Source organism: Agaribacillus sp. DX54, from assembly GCF_056858335.1.
On record NZ_JBXEQE010000024.1, the window covers coordinates 88,309 to 111,989 of the forward strand.

At 41.6% G+C, this 23,681-nt stretch carries 21 protein-coding genes; 10 read left to right on the forward strand and 11 right to left on the reverse strand.

The window, feature by feature from the left end; genetic code table 11:
- Nucleotides 1-12: 12 nt before the first annotated feature.
- From AC04NP_RS21750 to AC04NP_RS21785, 8 genes are all read right to left on the reverse strand, one after another.
- A complete protein-coding gene (locus AC04NP_RS21750; protein ID WP_482862058.1) occupies nt 13-351 on the reverse strand; it encodes a hypothetical protein in 339 nt (112 codons plus the stop codon).
- Nucleotides 352-709: 358 nt separating this feature from the next.
- Nucleotides 710-1,318, reverse strand: a complete 609-nt coding sequence (locus AC04NP_RS21755; protein ID WP_482862059.1) for a superoxide dismutase — start codon at nt 1,316-1,318, stop codon at nt 710-712.
- 60 nt (nt 1,319-1,378) lie between these two features.
- Entirely contained in the window at nt 1,379-1,837 is a 459-nt protein-coding gene (locus tag AC04NP_RS21760; protein ID WP_482862060.1) for a nucleoside deaminase, read from the reverse strand.
- A gap of 7 nt (nt 1,838-1,844) precedes the next feature.
- Nucleotides 1,845-2,402: a hypothetical protein gene (locus AC04NP_RS21765; protein WP_482862061.1), complete on the reverse strand. Its 558-nt coding sequence runs from the start codon at nt 2,400-2,402 to the stop codon at nt 1,845-1,847.
- A 26-nt stretch (nt 2,403-2,428) separates the two neighbouring features.
- The gene (locus AC04NP_RS21770) at nt 2,429-2,872 is read right to left on the reverse strand and encodes a GNAT family N-acetyltransferase (RefSeq protein ID WP_482862062.1); all 444 of its coding nucleotides are present in this window, start codon (nt 2,870-2,872) and stop codon (nt 2,429-2,431) included.
- A 39-nt stretch (nt 2,873-2,911) separates the two neighbouring features.
- Complete coding sequence (locus AC04NP_RS21775) at nt 2,912-3,385, reverse strand: YcxB family protein (protein WP_482862063.1); 474 nt, start codon at nt 3,383-3,385, stop codon at nt 2,912-2,914.
- A gap of 120 nt (nt 3,386-3,505) precedes the next feature.
- Nucleotides 3,506-4,366 (reverse strand): carboxylating nicotinate-nucleotide diphosphorylase, encoded by an 861-nt coding sequence (gene nadC, locus AC04NP_RS21780; protein ID WP_482862064.1) that lies wholly within the window; start codon nt 4,364-4,366, stop codon nt 3,506-3,508.
- 63 nt (nt 4,367-4,429) lie between these two features.
- Complete coding sequence (locus tag AC04NP_RS21785) at nt 4,430-4,843, reverse strand: DUF4783 domain-containing protein (RefSeq protein ID WP_482862065.1); 414 nt, start codon at nt 4,841-4,843, stop codon at nt 4,430-4,432.
- Between the two features lie 252 nt (nt 4,844-5,095).
- On the opposite strand from AC04NP_RS21785, the gene gpmI reads away from it, so the two are divergent.
- The 7 genes from gpmI to AC04NP_RS21820 all read left to right on the forward strand — a co-directional run bounded on the left by gpmI (nt 5,096) and on the right by AC04NP_RS21820 (nt 11,068).
- Complete coding sequence (gpmI, locus tag AC04NP_RS21790) at nt 5,096-6,640, forward strand: 2,3-bisphosphoglycerate-independent phosphoglycerate mutase (protein ID WP_482862066.1); 1,545 nt, start codon at nt 5,096-5,098, stop codon at nt 6,638-6,640.
- 16 nt (nt 6,641-6,656) lie between these two features.
- Complete coding sequence (locus tag AC04NP_RS21795) at nt 6,657-7,253, forward strand: hypothetical protein (RefSeq protein WP_482862067.1); 597 nt, start codon at nt 6,657-6,659, stop codon at nt 7,251-7,253.
- 182 nt (nt 7,254-7,435) lie between these two features.
- Nucleotides 7,436-8,284, forward strand: coding sequence for a hypothetical protein (locus tag AC04NP_RS21800; protein ID WP_482862068.1), 849 nt, complete (start codon nt 7,436-7,438; stop codon nt 8,282-8,284).
- 29 nt (nt 8,285-8,313) lie between these two features.
- Nucleotides 8,314-8,652 (forward strand): STAS-like domain-containing protein, encoded by a 339-nt coding sequence (locus AC04NP_RS21805; RefSeq protein WP_482862069.1) that lies wholly within the window; start codon nt 8,314-8,316, stop codon nt 8,650-8,652.
- A 26-nt stretch (nt 8,653-8,678) separates the two neighbouring features.
- Nucleotides 8,679-8,939: a hypothetical protein gene (locus AC04NP_RS21810; RefSeq protein ID WP_482862070.1), complete on the forward strand. Its 261-nt coding sequence runs from the start codon at nt 8,679-8,681 to the stop codon at nt 8,937-8,939.
- 225 nt (nt 8,940-9,164) lie between these two features.
- A complete protein-coding gene (locus tag AC04NP_RS21815) occupies nt 9,165-9,929 on the forward strand; it encodes a MerR family transcriptional regulator (protein ID WP_482862071.1) in 765 nt (254 codons plus the stop codon).
- Between the two features lie 236 nt (nt 9,930-10,165).
- Entirely contained in the window at nt 10,166-11,068 is a 903-nt protein-coding gene (locus AC04NP_RS21820; protein ID WP_482862072.1) for a cation diffusion facilitator family transporter, read from the forward strand.
- Nucleotides 11,069-11,131: 63 nt separating this feature from the next.
- On the opposite strand, the gene AC04NP_RS21825 is transcribed toward AC04NP_RS21820, so the two are convergent.
- Entirely contained in the window at nt 11,132-12,961 is a 1,830-nt protein-coding gene (locus tag AC04NP_RS21825) for a pyruvate kinase (protein WP_482862073.1), read from the reverse strand.
- A gap of 259 nt (nt 12,962-13,220) precedes the next feature.
- The gene (locus tag AC04NP_RS21830) at nt 13,221-13,871 is read right to left on the reverse strand and encodes an MOSC domain-containing protein (RefSeq protein WP_482862074.1); all 651 of its coding nucleotides are present in this window, start codon (nt 13,869-13,871) and stop codon (nt 13,221-13,223) included.
- Between the two features lie 193 nt (nt 13,872-14,064).
- Here AC04NP_RS21830 and AC04NP_RS21835 point away from each other — a divergent pair, with 193 nt between their 5' ends.
- Both AC04NP_RS21835 and secDF read left to right on the forward strand, forming a co-directional pair.
- Entirely contained in the window at nt 14,065-14,421 is a 357-nt protein-coding gene (locus AC04NP_RS21835) for a hypothetical protein (protein WP_482862075.1), read from the forward strand.
- Nucleotides 14,422-14,523: 102 nt separating this feature from the next.
- Nucleotides 14,524-17,610, forward strand: a complete 3,087-nt coding sequence (gene secDF / locus AC04NP_RS21840; RefSeq protein WP_482862076.1) for a protein translocase subunit SecDF — start codon at nt 14,524-14,526, stop codon at nt 17,608-17,610.
- Nucleotides 17,611-17,742: 132 nt separating this feature from the next.
- Here secDF and AC04NP_RS21845 read toward each other — a convergent pair whose 3' ends face one another.
- A complete protein-coding gene (locus AC04NP_RS21845; protein ID WP_482862077.1) occupies nt 17,743-20,307 on the reverse strand; it encodes a M14 family metallopeptidase in 2,565 nt (854 codons plus the stop codon).
- A 468-nt stretch (nt 20,308-20,775) separates the two neighbouring features.
- Here AC04NP_RS21845 and AC04NP_RS21850 point away from each other — a divergent pair, with 468 nt between their 5' ends.
- The gene (locus tag AC04NP_RS21850; protein WP_482862078.1) at nt 20,776-23,496 is read left to right on the forward strand and encodes a TonB-dependent receptor; all 2,721 of its coding nucleotides are present in this window, start codon (nt 20,776-20,778) and stop codon (nt 23,494-23,496) included.
- The last annotated feature ends 185 nt before the right edge of the window (nt 23,497-23,681 follow it).

Consider the following 23,681-nt stretch of genomic DNA (forward strand, 5'->3'; position numbering starts at 1 on the left):
GCAGCTCTTTTTCTAAGCAGCCTGGTGCACCTGCCCGGATTGATTGGCAGAATGCAATAATACCTCGGCAGTAACATCTTTGCCACCCCCTAAATTGTTGAAAAGGCTTCCGATGGTATAAATTGGGCCCCAAGGAATACCCCACCATCCGAAAAACAAGGAAATCAGGGAATAAGGAATGCCTTTGGCAGCAGCACTCTCACCACCTCTGATGAAGTAAATGTTTGAAGATCTTTTGAAAGTCAGTACAATAATTGAAATGGTATACTGATATAATACAAATTTCCCACCGTTCTGTAATTCTTTATTGATTTGGTCAGTGGTTAATCCCTCGACATTTTTAATTTTCATAGAAATATGTGTTTAAGTTACTTTTCGATTTGGTTGTTTCCACCGGAAAACAAGTACTTTTGAATACCAGTGAGGGATCATTAGTAACCGAAATTTACCAACACATGTAATGATTAATCGTAAATGGCAGATTTTAAACAGAATTGCTCATGTGACGCTTGCCCCATCCGATGGCCTTAATGATGATAGGATGAGATAATTTCATAATCGTGGGCCCAAGGATGTATACCCTAAAATAATTGTCAATTTTCAACTGTCCATTACCAATTCCTCCGGTTGTTAAAAAAATTGGTTCAGGATTTGACTCCCGAACCAATTCTTTAGACTGCTTAATTATTAACTTGGTTTTTGGTTAATGCTATTTCGCGTCAGCGTACCTTTGACTTACAGCTTCCCAGTCGATCACATTAAAGAAGGCTGCGATATAATCCGGCCGCTTGTTCTGATATTTCAGATAATAGGCATGCTCCCAGACATCAAGACCTAAGATGGGTGTACCGGGGTATTCGGCAACGTCCATTAACGGATTATCCTGATTAGGAGTCGAGCAAACCTGTAATTCACCCTGAGCATCTACACATAACCAGGCCCAACCCGATCCAAACCTTGTCGCTGCGGCTTTGGAGAATTCTTCTTTGAACTTGTCAAAAGAGCCAAACTTGGCATCGATGGCTGCAGACAAATCCCCTGATGGAGTGCCTCCGCCATTGGGTGACATGATCGTCCAAAACAAGCTATGATTGTAGTGACCTCCGCCATTATTTCTGACCGCACCTGAATGCTGGCTGACATTTTTTAATATTTCTTCAATTGGCTTTCCATCGAGGTCCGTACCACTAATGGCACCATTCAAATTGTTGACGTAACCGTTGTGGTGCTTACCATGATGTACTTCCATGGTTGTAACATCTATATTTGGCTCCAATGCATTGTGGGCATAGGGTAATGCTGGTAGTTCGAATGCCATGATTTAAATTTTTTTATAGGTTAAACAAAATTTCGAAAGCCCTCAAATATAGTAATTAAATTAATTATTTTTTTTCCTTATTTCCCTGAAAAAATCATCGATCAATTCTTTGCTTTCCCGGGCCATGACGCCTTTAATAATTTCAGTTTTAGGATGCAGAATCTGTGGGCCAATCAGGTCAAATCCACGCCTGTTGTCAGAAGCCCCATACACCACTTTTTCCAACTGTGCCCAAAAACCTGCACCTGCGCACATCACACAAGGTTCGAGGGTAACATACAACGTACAATCAGGTAAATACTTGGCGCCCATGTAGTTAAATGCAGATGTCAGGGCAATCATTTCTGCATGTGCCGTAGCGTCATTTAACTTTTCAGTTTGATTACAGGCCCTGGCAATAATTCTTTTTTGACAAACCACCACAGCACCTACAGGGATTTCCCCCTCTTCTTTGCCTTTCACGGCTTCTTTTAAAGCCTCTTTCATGAAATGCTCGTGGGTATACAAACTTAAAGTCATGACGGGTTTATTTTAATCGTATGCTGCCCATTACCTGTTTTATAACAGGTTGCCAGTAAGGCTGGTCTCGCAAAGGACAATTGAAGTTCAACAATACAGTCTTCCCGTTTTTAATGGTGTATTGAATGTAGGTATATTTTTTTACATCCCTTTGGTTTGCCAATGACGCTTTATCACCTTTTACCCTGGAGGTGAACTCAAAAATAACAAACTTTTTTTTGTTGATATCCTGAATATCCTCCTGTAAGAATTTGACCTGATCATACAGGCTTAGAATGGAGGATTTATAAAAACTTTTCATCAATTCGAGGTCGCTATCTTTCCAGGTCGTGTTTGATTCGTTGATGCTGAATTCAACCACCCTCTGGTGATTTGTATATACGGCCAGTGGTTTTTTCGGAGAAATGAATTTCAAAGCAAAGTCCTCATCTGTCATAGGGATAAGATCCTCAGGCAACAACAGCGTGATTTCTTCTCCAATTTTGGTTTTCACCATGGCCGGTTGTGCCTTTGCTGATAAAATTGCCATTAAAACAGTGCATACGGAAATTAGTAGCTTCATCATCTGATCTGGCTGTGCCGGTATTGAATTTAACTATTTTTTTTATAAATGTCAGAAAAGACCTTTTCCATCATTGTTTCAGGATGGCTTATCGTCCTGAAACCAAATTTTTCATACAATCCGTGGGCATCCCTGGTACCTAACATAAATCTGCTCAGTCCCTGTAATTGCGGGTGGTGAACGATTTTTTCCAGTAGCCATTTGGATAAACCCTTGCCCTGATGGGGTTCCAGTACGAAAACATCCGCCAGATATGCAAAACGGGCATAGTCGGAGATTACCCTGGCAAAACCGATCTGCTGAAGTTGATAATAGATGCCGAAACAAAGTGAGTTTTTTACACTTTTTGCCACCATGCTCCTTGGGATACCCTCGGCCCAATAGGATCGTGTCAGGTAGCCATAGATGACGTCAGTATCAAGTCTGTCCTGGTCGGTAGAAATTGTATATTCGCCTTTGATATATTCTTCCATGATCGATAGGCCCTTTTGCAGCAATATCGGTTAATTCATTTATTTCATATATCCTTTCCTTTTGAGGATAGTTTCTATGAACTTGATTTCATGCTCCGATTTAAATAATTTAAACGGAAGATGGATCATTTGCGCCTTCGATACCACCAACAAAAAATAGTCTTTTCCCTTGATTCCTTTTTTGATGCTTTCCCATTTGATAGGCATGCCTTGCTTGTTGTTTAACTTGATCAACACCTGCTGGCTGGTAATTTCATAGGCCAGTTTATCGAACAGTACTTTACTTTGCTCCATTTGGGTAACACCGGCGAATTGGATTACCCAGAACAGGATGTATAAAGCCAACGCGATTAAAGCACCTATCCACCACCAGTTGGAAGGGACGATAAACGTGCCGCAGGCGATTGCCACAGCTATCAAAAAAACCCACCACTGTTCTTTTAATATATTTGCCAATGCCAGTTTAATATAAGTACCTGTTTCCAGCTTATATTTTTTCGTTTTTACGATCATTGTTCTGAATAATTTATCACAAGTCCGCAAATTTATAAACAAAGTTCACAAAATGTAATTTTATTCAACCACTTTCTATGTGTGAGGCCCTCTTGCGGATAAGCCGGTTTTTACACTTTTTTAATCAGTAGCCTTCAGGCTGATGTCCAGGCTTTTGGTAGAGTGTGTCAATGCACCCACCGAAATAAAATCCACACCTGTTTCAGCAACCCCGCGTATGGTGGCTTCTGTGATGCCTCCGGAGGCTTCTGTTTCATATTGGCCGTTAATGATCGCCACAGCTTCTTTCATGACCGTGGGCGTCATATTGTCGAGCATGATCCGGTCAACCCCTCCGGTTTTTATTACCTCTTTTACTTCCGCAATATTTCTTGTTTCAACTTCGATTTTTAAAGAGAGGTGATTTTTAGCAAGGTAATCCCTGCAGCGTTTCATTGCTTTTTCAATTCCACCGGCAAAGTCAATGTGGTTATCCTTCAGAATGATCATATCATACAGTCCAAAGCGATGGTTCATACCGCCTCCTATAGCCACTGCCCACTTTTCCAACATCCTGAAATTGGGGGTTGTTTTTCTCGTATCGAGTAATTTTGCACCGGTTCCCTTAATCAATCCGGTTAAATAATGTGTGTAAGTCGCAATACCACTCATGCGTTGCAAACAGTTTAACACCAATCTTTCAGCACTTAATATGGACTGGGCCCGGCCATTGACCAGTAATCCTGTGTCACCCACCGTGGCACTTTGTCCATCCTCCATGATCATTTCAACCCGCAAATCGGGGTCAACCTGATGAAAGATCATTTCCGCTAAGGATAATCCCGCGATGATCCCTTTATCCTTAATGATCAGTCTGGCTTTGCTTTGGATTTCCCTTGGAATGCATGATAACGACGAATGATCGCCTTCCCCCAGGTCCTCTTCCAGGGCTGCCCGGATAAAACCTGTAAGTTTTTGCTCGGTTACGTATGGTAGATTCACCAGACAAAAATAAAAAAGGCCATGAATTTCTCCATTGCCTTTGTCTGATTTCTGTTCTGTATTTTAATCCCTGGTGAAATCTAAGTTGTAAATCTTATGCTTATCATTGAATTTCTTGGATCTTAATACCACTCTGAAAGTACCTCCCTGGTGGGAATACTTGCCGATGGCGTACTTAAGACCGTCTTTGGAGGCGCCTTTGTGGATATATTGAAAATCTGAAGGAGGGTATTTTTTAAAAAAATTCTTCAGCACAAATTCTGCCTGCGTTTTACTGTAGGAGGCCTGGTCACCATCAATCACCAGGTCGATCCTGTTGTTTAAATGTTTTACCAATTCCTTGGAACTACCCATTTTAATGGCTGCCCGGACATCATTCAATACGTCACCCTGAGCTTTTGTCGCAATACTAAATTGAGAAAAGCCTGAAACTATCACTAAAATGAGTACAAACACTAATGTTTTGTAATTCTTCATAAGCTTTTATCTAAAGTACCAAAAAAGTATCCGGCTAAAACTATGCCAATAATGAATATTAACCTACTTTTACAAAAGTACATGATCAATGAAGTTTTGTAGGTACTTAGACAAAAATATACTTACAAACGTAATTTTGAAACATTATATTTTAAAGAATAACAAAGATCAGACAATTTTCTTATTAAATTAATAATTAATAACCAAATCCTAACATTTACATTATCAATAAGGTAAGAGGACCTGTTAGCCATGAATAAAAAAGTACTTTTAATGATTTTGGATGGATGGGGAATCACGGTAGATCCCAAAGTTTCTGCAATTTTCCAGGCAAATACGCCATTTTATGACACCCTATCTGAAAAGTATCCCCATAGCCGTTTGGAAGCCTCTGGTTTAGCGGTGGGATTGCCGGAAGGGCAAATGGGGAATTCTGAAGTGGGCCATATGAACATTGGCGCAGGAAGGGTGGTTTACCAGGATTTGGTGAAAATAAATAAGTCCATTGAAGAGCATACCCTGGATAACAATGAGACTTTGATAGGCGCGCTGGACTATGCACGCCAAAATAATAAGGATGTACATTTGATAGGCCTTTTATCGGATGGAGGCGTTCATTCTCACATAAAACATCTGAAAGGATTGTGCACCATAGCAGCCAATAACAGCATTAAAAACCTGTACGTGCATGCTTTTACCGATGGCAGGGATACCGACCCAAAAAGTGGATTGGGTTATTTGAAAGAACTGGATGCCCATATGGCTGACACAACCGGCCAGATAGCCTCGATAACCGGTCGCTATTACGCCATGGACAGGGATAAACGGTGGGAACGTGTTAAATTGGCATATGATGCGATGGTAAAAGGTAGAGGAATAAAGGCATCGGACCTTTTTAATTCGGTTGAAAACAGCTATGCCGCTGAAGTGACCGATGAATTTATCAAACCTATTGTCAAGGTGGATGAAAGTGGCAACCCCGTGGGCTTCATCAAGCCAGGAGATGTGGTATTGTGCTTTAACTTCCGTACCGACCGCGGCAGGCAAATCACTACCGCCCTCACACAACAGGATTTTCCGGATCAGGATATGAAAAAAATGGACCTGTACTATGTCACTATGACTAATTATGATGATACATTCGAAGGGATTAAAGTGATCTTCGACAAAGATAACCTGAATAATACCCTGGGAGAAGTGCTAAGTAGGGCAGGAAAGCAACAAATCCGTATTGCAGAGACTGAGAAGTATCCCCATGTTACATTCTTTTTTTCGGGTGGCCGCGAGGCCCCTTTCGATGGAGAAAAGAGAATATTATGCCCCTCACCAAAAGTGGCAACCTATGATTTGAAACCTGAAATGAGCGCGGAAGACATCCGCGATAAAATTGTGCCCGAACTGGAAAGCAGGGCCCCGGATTTTATATGCCTCAATTTTGCCAATCCGGATATGGTGGGTCATACAGGGGTATTTGAAGCCGCCGTCAAGGCCTGCGAAACGGTTGATCAATGCACTAAAGTTGTGGTTGAAAAGGCCCTTGAAAATGGCTATACCTCCATTATTATTGCCGACCACGGTAACTCAGATATTATGATTAACCCGGATGGCACCCCTAACACCGCCCATACCACCTCCCTGGTGCCTTGCATTTTGGTGGATAAGGAATATAAAAAGCCTATTAACGATGGCAAATTGGGGGATTTGGCACCCACTATTCTTACCCTCATGGGTTTGGAGACACCCAAAGAGATGACCGGTGAAATATTATTGAGTGATATTATGGAAAAAATGATTTGACAAGATTTGAATCTTCATGAATCATCAAAAAAACAAGGGCATCTACCTCTTGCCTGTTTTATGGCTTCTGACAACCTGTTCTATTTCCTCCGGAAATCAAAAAGAGGCCAGGAAGATTGACGCATACTTTGACTTGGCAGGGTTGATGCAACAGCAGGTAGCGTATTTGTCCGAAACTAACCCAAAGATAAACAAGAATGCCGTTATTGATGGCCAGCAGGAAGCACTTGAACAGGATTCGGTAAACTGGGAAAAGGAACTAAATATTTTTGCTAAAGCAGATATAAATAAACCCAGGCTGCTGAGTCAGTATCGTACTAACACCTACACGGATGATGCAGGCCACCGGGTAACCCAATATCAAAATGTCGACAAACACGTGTCCGGTGTCATCAAAATGGAGATTGTTGAAGACCCATCCAGCAATAAACTTCTTAACATTTTCATCGAAAGTGGTGAATACAATACACTTTTCACCTCTGAGGTGGAGCTGGAGATGCGTTTTGAAGAGAAAAAAAATGAACCCCGCCTGACATCCTACAGCATTAGTGGTTTTGAAAAAGTCATTTTAAGGGATACGATGAGATATTTGGTCCGGGTTAAAATTGGCTGATTTGCCAAATTTAACCCGGATCAGATTTTGGTATTTTCATTAATCGTATTAACTTAACCTTTTTTAAGCTGGCTGATAGACCATCAATATATTCCTGGTAATTTTGAAATCATAGCTCTATGTCAAAGACTTGATTTTTCGTATAAAGATTTCAGATTTTTTATCAAAAAAGCTGACATAAGTTGATACAAACCAGTAAACACCAATATGCGATTGAAGTGAAGGAAGTCATGACCAACCATCTTGGATATGAGGAGATAATGAAATTCTATTTTTTTGCAAAAAAGCTTGAGTACACTACAATTTCCTTAAATATCTGGGCTGTTGAGATGTTCGATGCAAACCTGTCATCTTTACTTTTGGCCATCATTGGAAAACTAAGATGGGAAAATAAGCTCTATATTTATGTGGAAATCCCAGACCACATGCATGTTTTATTTCGTAACGGTTTTTTCAATTATTTGTCCGGAAACAAGCGGCTAATTTATGATCAAAGAGAATCAACAATTCCTTTAAAAACGTTTGCTCCGGAGAATGATGATGCATTTACCTTTTATCTTAAAAAAGATTTCTTTGGACACCGGGCATTGGATCACTTGCCTTTTAGTACTGTTAAACAATTGAAGACGGCGTTCAGCGAAGTTTTTGTAAATGCGGAATTACATGCCAATACCAACAAGGTTTATACCTGTGGTCAATACTTTCCAAACAAAAACTTGTTAAAATTTACTTTACTGGATTTAGGAGACGGGTTTTTTAAAAAAATCAAAATTTCTAACCCGGACATAAAAACAGATATAGCAGCTATAGATTGGGCAGTAAAACCGGGTAATACCACCAAAAATAGGGAATATGGCCCGGGAGGGTATGGTTTGCAGGATATTATCGATTATTGTAAAAGTAATAATGGATCGATACATATCATATCTGGTTTAGGCTATTGGACGTTGTCCGGAGGACATTACATGAATTACAGGATAAAAAATCCTTTTCCGGGGGCCATGATTCATTTGATTTTTAGAAAAATCTGATTTTTTTATTAAATTTAAGATTTATAAAGATGAAAAACTACCTTGTAAAAGATATCATCAACAGCCGTTCAGCAATTTCCCCGGGAAAAGGGTTGAAGTTATATGAATTTGTAAAGTCCGAAATCCAGGATAATGAGCCAATTACGTTATCTTTTAATGGGATTAAGGAAGTTGTGACAGCATTTACTAACGCTAGCATTGGCAAATTGTATCTGGAGTTCAACACTGAATTTTTAGATAAAATGCTGATTTTTAAAGATTTAAGCGCAATATGGAAACGCAAAATTGAGCAAGCCCGGGAGCTTGGTTCTGATGAAAATGCGAGGAAGCTGCATGAGGACAGCATGAATTCAATAATCAATTCCTAGTGCCGAAATTCCTCAATATCTCTGACTTGAGAACTTATTCCCCCAAAGACCAACACTATTTTCTGGATGCCAATGTATGGATTTTTGCGTTAAATGACTTTAGCAGCACTGACGACGTACAGAAGCATTACTCTAAAATTTTTTTTAAGCTTTTTGAAAAGAATAATCCTCAGTCAAAGGTGCTGGTCTGTAGTTTGGTGCCTGTTGCTTACGCGATGCCTATTTTGAGCCTGAAGCAACTGCTTGGCAACGAGAACCTAAAATGCTGTAAGACTCTAAAATCCTGAATTCCTTATGATTTTTTCAACCCGTGTAAAAAATAATCATACAGGCTATCACTACACAAAATATGCTTTTTTTAGAAGCATAAATCACCTGTTAGGCTGCCATACCAGTTCAATCATATTGATATGGTGTTGCTGAAAGCCATTGAATGTTTTTTAAAAAATGTATTTTTTCTTGACCCTTACGTTACGTGATAGTATACCTTTGCTACAGTTGTTGGCAATGATTTGAAAACATATACTGTAAAAGAGCTCTCAGGATTGGCACGGGTGAGTGTCAGGACCCTGCATTACTACGATCAGCTTGAGTTATTAAAACCTGCTCAAAGGTCGGAAAAGGGCTATCGTATCTACACACCGGAGCAACTTCTTAAGTTGCAGCAAATTCTGTTTTACCGGGAGATGGGTATCCCATTAAAGGAGATAGGGCAAATCATTAACAATCCGGACTTTGATACACTTAAGGCCCTGAAGTTTCATAAAGAGCAAATTGCAAAGCAAATAAATCGTTTGCAGCAACTGCTTCTGACAATTGACAGAACCATTGAAAACTTAAAAAGCAAAGAGAAAATGATTAGTGACAAAGAATTGTACGGTGGATTTAATCAGGATGAAATCAAACAGATAAAGGATGAAGTCGTGCAAAGGTGGGGACAGGAGCGCCTGGATGAAACAGAGAAACGAATTCGCGAAAAAGGTAAAAAAGGATGGAAAAAACACAAAGAGGAGGACGAAGAAATCAACAGGCTTCTGGCTAGCATGGTTGGATTCAATCCTGCCGATATCCGGGTTCAGCGGGTAATTTTGAGGCATTTTCGACAAATGAATTTGTATTATGAAGTAAGCAGGGAAAGATATGAGGCGCTGGGCAGGATGTATGTTGAAGATGAGCGATTCAAGCAGTATTATGAAAAATATGTGCAAGGATTAGCTGAGTTTATGCAAAAGGCTATCGAGGTATTTTGTGACAACAATTTGCAGGTCAAGGAATGACATAAAATTGATGAAACAATTTTTAAACCATGAATTTCAGCGCTTTTTTACTGGGTAATCAGATACACTGTAACGCATAATGAATGCAGCCAGTGTACCTAATAATCTGTATCCTGACAAAAAATGTAAGGATTGCAGGTTTAATTATTACGATAAAAATCGGTATTTTTAAGGGAGTTGCCGTTGCCGGTCAAAGGTGCGGGATAATGGTCGTAGCCTCCTTTAAAAATTGATAAATGCATCAGCACCATCAGCATGGGTCGTCAGGAAGCCGCCATCATGGGGGTAAAAAAAATATAAAAGTTGCCTTTTTCCTCAATTTCTTTTTTACCATTATAGAAATTGTCGGGGGGCTGATGACTAACAGTGTGGCAATTTTATCGGATGCCTTGCACGACTTGGGTGATACGTTATCGCTGGCATTGGCATGGTACTTTCAGAAAATCTCTATCCGGGGGCGTGACAATACTTTTTCGTATGGCTATAAACGCTTTTCCCTTTTAGGAGCCATTATCAATTCGATTATTCTTCTGGTGGGAAGTATATTTATCCTGATCGAGGCTATTCCCAGGTTGATACAGCCGCAACCCAGCGATGCCAAGGGTATGATCATATTAGCAGTTTTAGGGGTAATGTTTAATGGGGCCGCGGTAATCAGGTTAAAAGGTGGGGCTTCCTTCAATGAAAAAGTGGTGAGGTTACACCTGATTGAAGATGTAATGGGATGGGTCGCGGTTTTGATCGGGGCTGTGATTATGTATTTCTTTGATTTACCCATTATTGACCCAATACTTTCCCTACTGATCAGTGCCTATATCCTATTGAATGTCATGAAAAACCTAAAACATACGTTTCAGATCATCCTGCAAGGTATTCCTGTGAATGCAGATGTCAACGCGATTAAGAGCTACCTGGCTGGCATTCCACAAATTGAGGATTACCATGATTTTCATATCTGGTCGATGGATGGGGAATACAATATTTTGACTGTTCACCTGGTTTTGAATGAGAGCCTGTCTATGGATCAGCTAAATGATCTTAAGTCAGCTATTAAAGAAAACCTGGTTAGAAAAGGTGTACACCATGCCACTATTGAATTTGAAAACAACCAGGAAAAATGTGCGCTTATCAACTGTTGAAGTGAAAAACCATGAGATAAGGCTGTCTAAAACCCACACTCACACCCACACCCAAACTCACTCTCAACCCCCTGCTGTTTCCAGTGCGGGTAGCATAGGTGCGTTTTTATCCTGGTAATTTTCCATGCCTTTTAAAATAGTGTCCAGGAGCCGGATGGCCTCCGTAATATGGGGTCCTTTATTTAACATGACGCATTCCGCTTTGATGGAGGTGGCTGCATCGGTGATTTCGGAGCGGGAAGGAATCCCTTTTTTCGCCAGGTTTTCCAACACTTGCGTGGCCCATACTACAGGGACGTGGGCAGCGTTACAAACGGCCAGCATTTCGTTTTGTATGCGAGCGATATTGTCCCAGCCAGTTTCAATAGCCAGGTCTCCCCTGGCAATCATCACACCCACTTTCTTCAGCTTCATGGCTTCCAGCAGTATTTCGGTCAAATGGTTGAATCCATGTTGCGTTTCAATCTTTAAAATGATCCCCAGTTTATCAGTTGCATTTAACTTTTCTATCTCTTCAATCAGTTCGGCTACATCCGAAGGACCGTTTACGAAAGACATATTTACCACATCAGCATGCTCGGCTACAAATTTCAAGTCATTTTTATCTTTCTCTGTTAAACCACTGATATGCCATTTGGTTTCAGGCAGATTAATTCCTTTGTCGGCTTTTAATTTGGCTCCCATTTCCCTGGCATAAGTTATCTCCACCACAAACCTGTGCTCGTCAGCATCTACAATTTTTCCTGTAATTTTGCCATCGTCAAAGTGTATCTTTTCTCCGATTCGAATATGGTCTACTATTTCGGGCCATGTGCAGGAGACATGGGCTTCCGTCAATTGGCGACCTTCCCCATCATATGTGGCCGGGCGTCCTGGCTGGCGTTCCTTATGGACAATCAACCGGTCGCCAGCCTTTAGCATCAGATTTTGCTCTATACATGGCATTTCACCGACCTCCACAATCTCCTTGCTTCCATTTATGTTGGAGATAAATTTGGTTCCTGTGGCTATGTAAGATGTATCATAGCAGTGGGCCATCGCAAAACCATCACCGGTTTCCTCGATTTTCAATACCCTTAACTTATCCCTGGTATCCTGGAAAAAGATTTTGTCACCAGCACCTAGTTTATCCAACCATTCGGTTGGCACCGGCACCATGTTACCGGCAGACTCCAAAGTTAGTGAAGGAACCAGTACAATTTGGGCAGGAGTGATCACTTTTCCCCATTCATCGCGTGCAGGCCTGAATTTTTTAACCTTTGGCCCGGGAATAATCGTGCCTGTCCTGATTTTCGGCCCACCAAGGTCCATAGTAATTTTACACTTCTTTTTCAGCTTTTCCCCAGCCAGATGCACATTGTCGATAATTTTCAGCCAGGTCTCAGGACCATCATGAGCGCAGTTAATCCTGGCACAATTCATTCCCGCTGCCACCATGTTATGAACCAACTGATAATTATAGGCCGATTCCGTAGGTTGCGTTACCATTATTCTAACGCGCCTGTTTTTCGAACGGTAGCCAAACAATGATTTAGTATTTGCGGCCAGTATCTTTTGTCCTTTTTTAATAGAAAACGGTGGTTTTGAATTTTCGTCAACCGGTTCTTCACACATTTTTCGGAGGATCTGTTCCAGCGATATCAAACTGGCCATAATATGCGACTCTGCTTTGGCCAGTCGCGAAAGCCCCATGTTGCCGAGCTTTTTCTGCACATCACGGATATCATATTCCCTGAGATTACGATAATGAATAAGATTCATCGCACTTAATCGTGCATTAGGGTGTATTTCTTGCAACAAATGTGTCTGGTCATTTTCAGCCTGCTTTAACCGCCGTATTATGACCTCTATGGCGTCAATAAGAGAATAGATTTTCTCTTTTTTGAATTTCATTTACCGCATGTGCTTTTGAAAACTTAAAGCCCGAAAATAATCATTTTTTATCCAGTTGAATAGGCCGAAAAACCCAATTCTATGAAAGTTAACAAAAACTTAACACCTGCTCAATCCAATATCCTGCACACCTCTCCTCGACCATGCCCCACTATCCCGACATTCTAACTTCCCACTTCCCCAAAATCCCACTATTCCACTTTCCCACCAATCTATTATTCCACTACCTCATCATTCCATCCGCCCTCTACCCCACTACCTAAACCTCCAATAAACCATTAAGATGCTCCCTAAACTGCTCCCTGTACTTCAAAGGAACATCCTTTACCTTTACAACCTTCTTCAACAAACCTATATTATTTTTTTCCTTACTATAAACCACATTAAACTCATGAATAGAGAATCTATCCGGAGATGTGGCAACTCTGATAAACGGATCCCCTGCTTTTATCCTGCCAGGTTTCAATACACGAAAGTAAAAACCACTTCTACCACTGGCCAGAAATTTTTTAGCCATTCGATTATCATTGAATTTTAAATTTAACTTTGAACAAGGCTGACGCGGCCTGGTAACCTGCAATTCGGCGGTGCCGGCTTGGAACACGTCACCAAAATAAACCTGATCCTCCGGATAGCCGGAGGTGGTAATATTTTCTCCAAACATACCGTAGGGCAATTCGTTGCTGTTCAGCAATTTTTGCCAGTAATCATAATGTTCTGCGGGATAAGCATACACCGCCTTATCCACACCTCCATGAACGCGTAAATCTGCCTGTTGATCGCCTTCAATACCCAGGCTATGGACTTCCAGGGATCGGTCGACCGGCGTTTTGTAAATCGCTGTGGTAATGATTTTACCATTTTGATTTATTTCCCTGATCTGACCGGTATTTAATGAAACAATTTGCATAATAAAAACAGATGATAAGACAATAATTTGATACGCTTATTTTAACTGTCTGTCATACAGAACTTAGGTTGCAAAATAAAAATGATTCATGCCAAAAACATTTCCAATGTTATTTTCCTTTGCCTGACCAGCAGATTTCGTCGATTAAAGCATTGAATTTTAATTGAATATGCCTAGCTTTACAGGCTACAAAATGAAATACTGGATAAACAAATCGGTTTTGTCACGTTTAACGGTGCTGGTGCTTACGCTCGCCACCTTTATGGGTGCAGTTTCCACCTATATGGTTGGAGCGGAGCAAGTCAACCGGATGGAAGTGACCGATGACGATTCAGGCAAGCAGGACAATACCTCGGCGGAAATAGCCATGGTAACCTTTCAGGCGATTATCAACTTTATCCATATAGACCTTCATTTTGAGTCCTATCTGATTCAGGAATTAACACCGGTAAGTGAAATTATTCATTTCAGGGATTTTGATGAACCTGTTGACAATTCAGAATATTTTAATATCCTCTTCAGGTTTATCATAAGCCCCAATGCTCCGTAGCCGGACTTCCTCTTAATACCTAAAAGTGCAGTTTTGTCTGACAAAACTGACAGTTTTCATTCCCAAAAATTAATTAAGCTATAAACAATAAACTTTAATAAAATGCAAAACAAAGGCGCAGTGATTATCCTGACAGTACTGGTCACATTGTTGTGTTTGTACTATCTGTCGTTTACCTTCAAAGCCAACGGCGTGCAGAATGATGCCATCGCGTATGCTACAGATCAAAGCGGAGTACTGGATTTCAATAAGAAAAGGCAATACCTGGATTCCATATGGCACGAGCCGGTCTATAACCTTTTTGGCATTGAATACACCTATGAGGATGTAAAGAAAAATGAGTTGGCCCTGGGACTTGATTTGCAGGGAGGAATGCATGTCACACTTGAGGTGACTCCCGATGAAATTATTAAAAGCCTGGCCGGAAATACCAAAGATCAAACTTTTCTGCAGGCTTTGGAAGAGGCAAAGAAATTGCAGCGTAACAGCCAGGCTGCCTTCTCTGATTTGTTTTATCAGGCTTATTCCGACCTGGGTGGTCAGGACCAGAGGCTGGTAGAGATTTTTTCCAATTCTGCCAACCGAGACCGGATCAGCCTGCAGTCGTCTGTAAGCGATGTCCTGGAATTGATCAGGGAGGAAATCGATGGAGCCATCGACCGGTCATTTAACATATTACGGACAAGGGTTGACCAGTTTGGCACCTCACAACCGAATATCCAGAGAATTCAGGGTACCAATAGAATTCAAATAGAGCTACCGGGTGTGGAAGATGTGGACAGGGTCAGGAAATTATTGCAGGGGGTAGCCAAGCTGGAATTTTGGGAGGTAGCTGATTTTCAGGAATACGCCGCCTCTATTAATGCGATCAGTGAATTGTTGCTGGATGAAAAACTAGCCAAATCCGACACTTTGCCATTGACCGATGATCAGGAAGCAACTTCTACCGACGATGCTCTTAGTTCTTTGCTGCCTGATGACAGTACTGCAAAGGATACTACACAGGTGGGAGAAGAAAGTCTTGCGGCTCAGTTGGAAGGTTCTGATACTACCTCTTCCGCATTGGATTCATTGGCTAACCAGCAGGTTTCGCCATTGCAGGAATTGTTAAGCATTCAGTTTGATAAGGAGGGCAAAGCTTATTTATTCAGCAATTTAAGAGACACGGCAAGGTTAAACCGGATTTTTAACAGGGAGGATGTGAAATCCTTGTTTCCTCCCAGCGTAGTATTCAAATGGCAGGTTAAACCCGATACCCGCCCTGATGATGGCACGGTCTCGGATTTGTTGGAATTACATGCGCTGCGAGTTGGGCGGGGAGGAAAGGCCCCTTTGACCGGTGAGGTAATTACCAATGCCTATCAGGGCAGGGATGAAGTGAACAGGCCGGCGGTTCATATGGTAATGAATGCAAGCGGGGCAAAGAGGTGGCGAAGATTGACGGCTGCTAATATCAATCGAAGAATTGCCATCGTATTGGATAACAAGGTTATTTCCGCGCCCAATGTATCTTCGGAAATACCCAATGGTCAATCAGTGATCTCAGGTAATTTTACCATCGATGAAACAATCGATATGGCTAATTTATTGAAAGCCGGAAAATTACCTGCTCCGACAAGAATCGTTTCGGAGGCCATCATTGGCCCGACTTTGGGACAGGAATCCATCGCGCAGGGTATCACCTCGATCATTGTAGGTCTAGGAATCGTGGTATTGTTTATGATTTTCTACTATGCCAAAGGTGGTTTAGTGGCCAATTCGGCACTGGTATTTAATATATTCTTTATTTTCGGTATTCTGGCTCAGTTCAAAACGGCCCTTACCTTACCCGGCATTGCCGGTATTGTGCTGACCATCGGTATGTCTATTGACGCTAACGTACTGATTTTCGAACGTATCAGGGAAGAGCTAAGAAATGGGGTTACCTTGTTAAAAGCCATTAGCAATGGTTACCAGAAAGCTTTTTGGTCTATTTTTGATGCCAACTTTACAACTTTGTTAACCGCTGTCATTCTGGCCCTGATTGGAGAAGGACCGGTAAAAGGATTTGCGGTAACACTTATCATCGGTATTTTCTGTTCCTTCTTTACCGCAGTATTTGTGACCAGGCTGATTATGATCTGGCTATCCGGAAAAGGCGATCAAAGTAAAATATCCTTTGCTACCCCTTTTTCCAAAGGACTACTTTCAAATGTCAACTGGGAGTTTTTGAGCAAAAGGAAAAAAGCATATTTTGCCTCGGTATCGATTATTCTTATAGGGATTACGGCTTTACTTATAAAAGGTGGGTTAAACCTGGGGGTAGACTTCAAGGGAGGTCGTTCCTATGTAGTAAGCTTTGCCCAGGCTCAGGTAACTTCAGAGGTTGAAACCGCCCTGCAGGATGATTTTGAAAATACTGGTACCGAAGTAAAAACTTTCGGAGCCAGCAACAAGCTGAAAATTACGACCAGTTACCTGGTCGATGATGAAGCCACCGATGCTGACAATAAAGTAAGAGCTGCCTTGATCAAAGGTTTGGAAGAATTCAGCGGCCAGCAATTTATTGCAGATGATTCTAAGGTGGATGAGACACATTTTACCATTCTGAGCTCTGAAAAAGTGGGCGCCACCATCGCGGATGACATTAAATCCTCTTCTCAACAGGCGATATTCTTTTCCCTGATTGTAATATTTCTTTATATTCTTATCAGGTTTAGAAAATGGCAATTTGGCTTGGGCGCTATCGTAGCATTGTTTCATGATACACTGATAGTTATTTCTGCCTTTTCCATTGCCAGAGTGCTGGGTATCACCTATGAGGTTGATCAGGTGTTTATTGCAGCGATGCTGACCATTATCGGTTATTCGATCAATGACACGGTGGTTGTCTTTGACCGTATCAGAGAAACCCTCGGGTTAAGGGGGACTGCCAATCTGGAAAAAACATTTAACTTATCCATAAATAACACCATTAGCAGAACCTTAATAACTTCGGCAACCACTTTGTTTGTGGTTTTGGTATTGTTCCTGTTTGGTGGGGCAGTATTGAAAGGTTTTTCATTTGCCTTGTTGGTAGGTATTCTTGTGGGTACCTATTCATCAATCTTTGTAGCTACTCCTATAGTAATTGATTTGACGAAAAAATCATTGGCCAAGGAAAAAGAACCGGTCAAGCAAAAAGCAGAACCAGTAAAACAAAAGGTCTAACTCCTGGTTAAAATAAAACTAAAAGGGAAGGCCGCATGGCGGCCTTCCCTTTTTCTAGTGGTATCCAGATTAAGCAGTTGCTCAAACCTCAGAAAGTAATAAATAGTTTGAGAACTTCTGCTATTCAAATATTTATAAATCAATAATATCCCCAAAAAACAGGGCATTCAGAAACATTTTATTGGTACCATACCAATATGCCCTGAAGTTAAGGTTGTCGGTGAAAGAAATAATTTTGCCTTTTCCGAAAGCGCTGATGTTTACTGCTGCGGTATTTTTTAGTTTCGCCAGATTTTCATTTGAGATATATCCGCTTAACAATGGGTTTTGCGTAAACATCACTGGATTGACATAGGGGTTTTTTTCTCTTTCCATGAACAAGGTCCCTTTTTTAAATACCGGCATAATCTCCCGGTTATAGCCATATGCCAGGGGATGGGTCAGGTCCAACCGGGTGGCGAATATTGCCCCTCCGATTACCTGGGCGCCTTTGTACCGTGGCAGGTCGACATAGGCCCTTTGACGAAGCGTATCGGTTTTTTTGCTTGTTTTAAATTTTACTTTGGTTAGCCCCTGTTCCGATAGCCATTTACTGGCATTTCGCATAGCGATAATGTTTCCTCCGTTTTGGGCCCAACGCCTGATTTTATCACGTGCTCTTGAACCGAGTCCTGCATAATTTCCTTCGACAAGAACTATGGTATTATAACGTTCGAGTCTGGTGTCGGCCACCTTGTGTATTGGCAGCAGACTTAGTTCCATATCAAATCGTTCATCGAGCAGGTGCCATACCTCCCCGGCATCGTAACCCGCTATTCCTTCGCCAACGATCAAAGCAATTTTCGGTTGCACCACATTTTTCATCTTATTACTGCCCAGGTAATTGCCATTGACGGATGCCCCTGAATTAAAATGAAATATCTCTTCCACTCCACCCTTTGCTTTGATTTCATCCATGATTCTATGGATTTGAGCAGGTGATAATGGTTGGTTATGTAATGGAATGATAATAGTACCATAATTATATGCTTTGCCGTTAACGTGCGTAAATGGCTCTGTAACCACCTTGGCCCTGATTCCGGCTTTTAACAATTTAAAAAGCACTCGAGGGGCAAAGTATTCGTTCCAGTTAAGGCCATAGGCATAAGTGGGCTTATCGGCGGGAAATTTTGTAGTTGTTAAAGAAAAGTCCTGCACTTCCTCAGCTACCGAATTATTGTCAAATGTCCTGGTGGTTAATTCCGCATAGGGAATGTTAAATGCCATTGGCAGCGTCCAGGCAGAAACATCGTAAAAAAGGCTGTCCCGGAAAGAAGTTCTTGTTTCGAACAACGCTTTTATGAGCAGATATTGCTGTTGATTAAGCGGTACAATGTAGCTATTGTCCGGCTCAAAAGTTTCACCTTCGAAATCAACAGATCGACCTAATTTGTGCACTTGGATCTGGTGCCTTTGCAGGATTTCTGCCATGGCGTTTAACCTTGAGCGATCAGGCACCGCGCCGAACACAATCCCCTTTACCGCATCTTTGGCTGCTTGTGACCGGGCATTATTGAAGAATTCTGATTGGTGGGTCAGCAACTCTTTACGAAGTTGCTGTGAAGCTTCCAATGTGGAAAGGGTAGCGGTGAATTGATTTCTGATGGTAAACGGGAATTTCAAGGTTCCATTGACACTTTCCTGTGCATGCCCCCTGGAGCTTGCCTGCTCAAACAAAATGCCTACACCTCCGTTGATATCCGGATAAGTTGAACCCTTTCCATAATAAAAGTCATCAAAGCCTTCTTTTGCATAGTAAAGCGAACCAATCTTATCCAGGCCCTTTTCATGATATCCGGCAATTTGATTAGTCAGTTTAAAGGTATTTTGAGGCGTTAAAGGATGATTGCGGGAAGGGACGCCCGGCTGAAAAAAAAAGGTGGCATTGGTGCCCATTTCATGGTGATCGGTTAGAATATTTGGCTTCCACCGGTGAAATTGCTCAATTCTCCCCCTTGTTTCCGGGTGTTGCAACAATATCCAGTCACGGTTCAGATCAAACCAGTAGTGATTCGTCCTCCCCCTTGGCCAGGGTTCGTTTTGTTCATGATTGTTAGGGTCGGCAATGACGTTTTTACTTTTACGACTGTTCACCCATGACGAGAATCGCATATTACCATCAGGGTTTATCATGGGGTCCACAAGAATAATGGTGTTTTTAAGCATCGATTCGATGTCAGGACCTGTAGCTGCAGCCAGGTGATATACGGTCAGTAATGAAGAATTAGTGCCGCTCGACTCATTGCCATGAACACTGTAACCAAGCCATACTACAACAGGCATGTCGGCAACATTGGGGTTATTTTGCGATGACGGATCTGACAGGCCAACATGCTGTTGCCTGATAGATTCGATATCGGCATGGTTTTCGGGAGCCGTGATGGTAAGTAACATCAAAGGCCTGTTTTCGTAAGTTCTGGCATAAATTTCAAGGCTTACCCGGTCAGATACTCCCGCTATTATCTCCATGTACCTGAACAGTTGATCATGGTTGACATGCCATTCACCTACCTCGTAGCCTAATACTTGCCGTGGAGTAGGGATGGATTGATCGTAGCTGGTATTGGAAGATAAATAGTAAGAGAGGTCTACTTGCGATTGTGCATTGCTTAACAAACAGAAAGTGATTAATAAGCTAAAGGTTAAATGTTTAATCATAAGTGGTTGCTTTTTTGTTGATAAACATACTACTATTTTATGATTTTTTCTGTGCGAAACAGGAGGAAAGCCTGATTTTAGATACAAAACGGATGTTTCTGTTTGCGTAAAATTTGCTTAATTGTATCGGGCTAATACCATCGGTAAATTGACAGGAAATGGTGATATTGGAACAAATCATGAAGGGATGACTTTAAATTATTCACTTTGAACACTCGGTAGATTCGTCCCCTATGAAACAGATGGAATATAGGCTGCAAAGCGCAATTGAATGATGTATAAATTGAAAGCCCTGGTTTGCTTGCCAACAATTCACGAAAAAAACGTGATAGAAAGAAACGCGCTGTTAATTTAACAATAAGATAATTTAAGAAACCGCGCGAATTAAATCCAGGTTTCTAATTTCGCAATTAAGTAAACCTGGAATTATCACTTACTAAACTTAAAATCAACTAAATCATTTAACACATGAAAAAAAGTCTACTATTTTTTTCAATGGGTATGCTGTTGCTTTTATTGAGAGGTGAGGCAGTATATGCGCAGGGGACAGTCACCGGAACTGTTCTGGATGCCGAAAATCAGGAGGCATTAATTGGGGCCACGGTAGTGCTTAAGGGCACAACAAAAGGCGCTACAACTGACATCAACGGTAGTTTTACTTTATCCGGATTGGCAGCCGGAGATCAGGTAGTAGTAATTTCCTATGTGGGATATGAAAATCAGGAATTGTTTGTTAAGGTAATCGACAGACAAACGATTGATGTGGGCACTGTCGCCCTTGGGGCCAGTGCCGTAGGGCTGAAGGAGGTAGAAATAATTGCCTCTGTAGCTATAGACAGGAAAACACCCGTAGCAGTTTCTACCATCAAAGGTTCTGAGATCGAAGCTAAGATCGGTAACCAGGAATTTCCTGAGATTTTAAGATCCACACCTTCCATTTATGTTACCAAGCAAGGTGGAGGATTTGGCGATTCCCGGATCAATGTGCGCGGATTTGATCAAAGAAATACCGCCGTATTAATCAATGGGGTGCCAGTCAATGATATGGAAAACGGTTGGGTTTTCTGGTCAAACTGGGCTGGTTTAAGTGATGTAACCAGCAATATTCAGGTGCAAAGGGGGCTGAGTGCTTCTAAACTGGCTATTAATTCTGTGGGTGGTACCATTAACATTATTACCAATGCCGCTGAAATGAAAAGAGGAAACAGATTGGGTTATTCAATTGGAAATGATGGCTACCACAAATTTTCATTTTCCACCTCTACCGGTTTGACCGAGAACGGTTGGGCAATAAGCCTGCAAGGTACTCATACAAGGGGAGATGGATACATTGATGGGACACAGTTCAGGGCCTATTCTTATTTTGCCTCTATAGCCAAAGTATTTAATGACAAGCATTCACTTCATTTTACTGCGATTGGAGCGCCACAGTGGCACAATCAGAGAAGGATAGGCAGATTTGATGAGGTTACTTTGGAGACCTTCCAGGAAAGAGGATTAAAATATAATCACCTGTGGGGAGAATTGGATGGAGAGGTATTTAACTGGAGAAGAAACTTTTATCACAAACCCAAAATATTCTTTAATCATTACTGGACTATTTCAGATAGAACGGAATTAGCTACTACGGCATACATATCCTTTGGCAGAGGTGGTGGAACAGGTCCGAGAGGCAGGCTGAACAGTAGATTTGACACGGATGAGGTTTTTAGGGATGAGAACGGACAGGTAAGATTTGAAGATATCAGACGGTGGAACACGGGCGAAGACGTGCCTGATTTCGGGGATCCTAAAGTGACCTGGGGAGCGCTAAATCCTGATTTAGATAATAGTGAGGGCTTTTTTGCTGATAAGTTTGTGAATACAAGCAATGAAGGGTTAGTAAGAAGGGCCTCTATCAACTCGCACAACTGGGTAGGCGTACTGTCCAACCTGACCCATGAGCTGAGCGATCGATTCACGCTGATTGCCGGAATAGATGCCCGGCATTACAGGGGTATTCATTACCAAAGAATAGATAACCTGCTGGGTGCAGATGCTTTTTTTACCGATGACAATATTAATCTTGCCGGACGGTTTGTAACCGAGGAAAGGGAGTCAAGCGCTATTGTCAATCTGAGAAATGATGCCCCGATAAACTATAACAACGATGGCATTGTGCAATGGCTGGGGTTATTCGGGCAATTAGAATATACGCAAGGACCCCTTTCAGCCTTTGTATCAACGTCACTTTCCAATCAGGGATTCAAAAGGATCGACTACTTCAATTACCTGGATGGGGATGACACCGAAGCAGACGGAGATCCTAAACAGGAAACGGATTTCGAAAATTTCCTGGGTGGCAATGTAAAGGGGGGTGCCAATTATAACATTAATGAACGCCATAATGTCTTTGCCAATGTAGGTTTTTACAGCAGACAACCTATTTTTGACAATGTATTTATTAACTTTTTAAATACTGTAAATCCGGATGTCGAAAATGAAAGGGTATTTGGCGCTGAACTAGGCTATGGCTACCGGTCCAGCATATTCAGCGCCAATCTGAATTTATATAGAACATCATGGACCAACCGTTTTTTAAATAGGTCAGTTGATGTCGATGGTGTCGAAGGAACGGCGAATCTGTCAGGCATTGACCAGATTCACACTGGAATAGAAGTAGACATGACTTTCAGACCGATAAGTAACCTTACAATCGATGGCATGTTTTCTATAGGGGATTGGACCTACGGAGGTAATATAAATACCAGCATATTCGATGATAACCAAGTTAATCAGGGAAATTTCACTTACTTTCTGGACGGTGTAAAAGTCGGAGATGCGGCCCAAACCACTGCCAGAATCGGTATAACTTATGAACTATTAAAAGGTTTGAGGTTGTATGGAAGCTGGTATTTTGCAGATGACCTCTATGCGGAATATGATGTGGCCAATGATGACCTTTTCCTGACGCCTGGCAATCAGGCTGTGAAACTTCCTTCTTACAATCTGGTGGATGCCGGTATTTATTATGATTTCCGGGTCGGTAAGTTGGATTTCACCTGGGGTTTAAATGTTAACAATGTTTTGGACGAAGAGTATATCGCTGAGCTGGACTCTAATATCACCGGAGAAGGCCGGTTTAATGAGAACAGGGGATTTTATGGATTTGGTACAACCTGGAATTCTACCCTTGGCGTACGTTTCTAGCAGTTGCTTTGGCGATATCATTGCTCTATGATGTTTTCAAATAACCGCTTCCGCAGGAAAAACAACAACTAACGCAAGCGTCTCGTAGGTGTTGCACATCTTAAGAATAAGCCTGCATTTTTATTTAAAGGCAAAAACCTCTGTGCCTCTTTGTGTCTTAGTGCCTTTGTGGTTAACCATTGTTC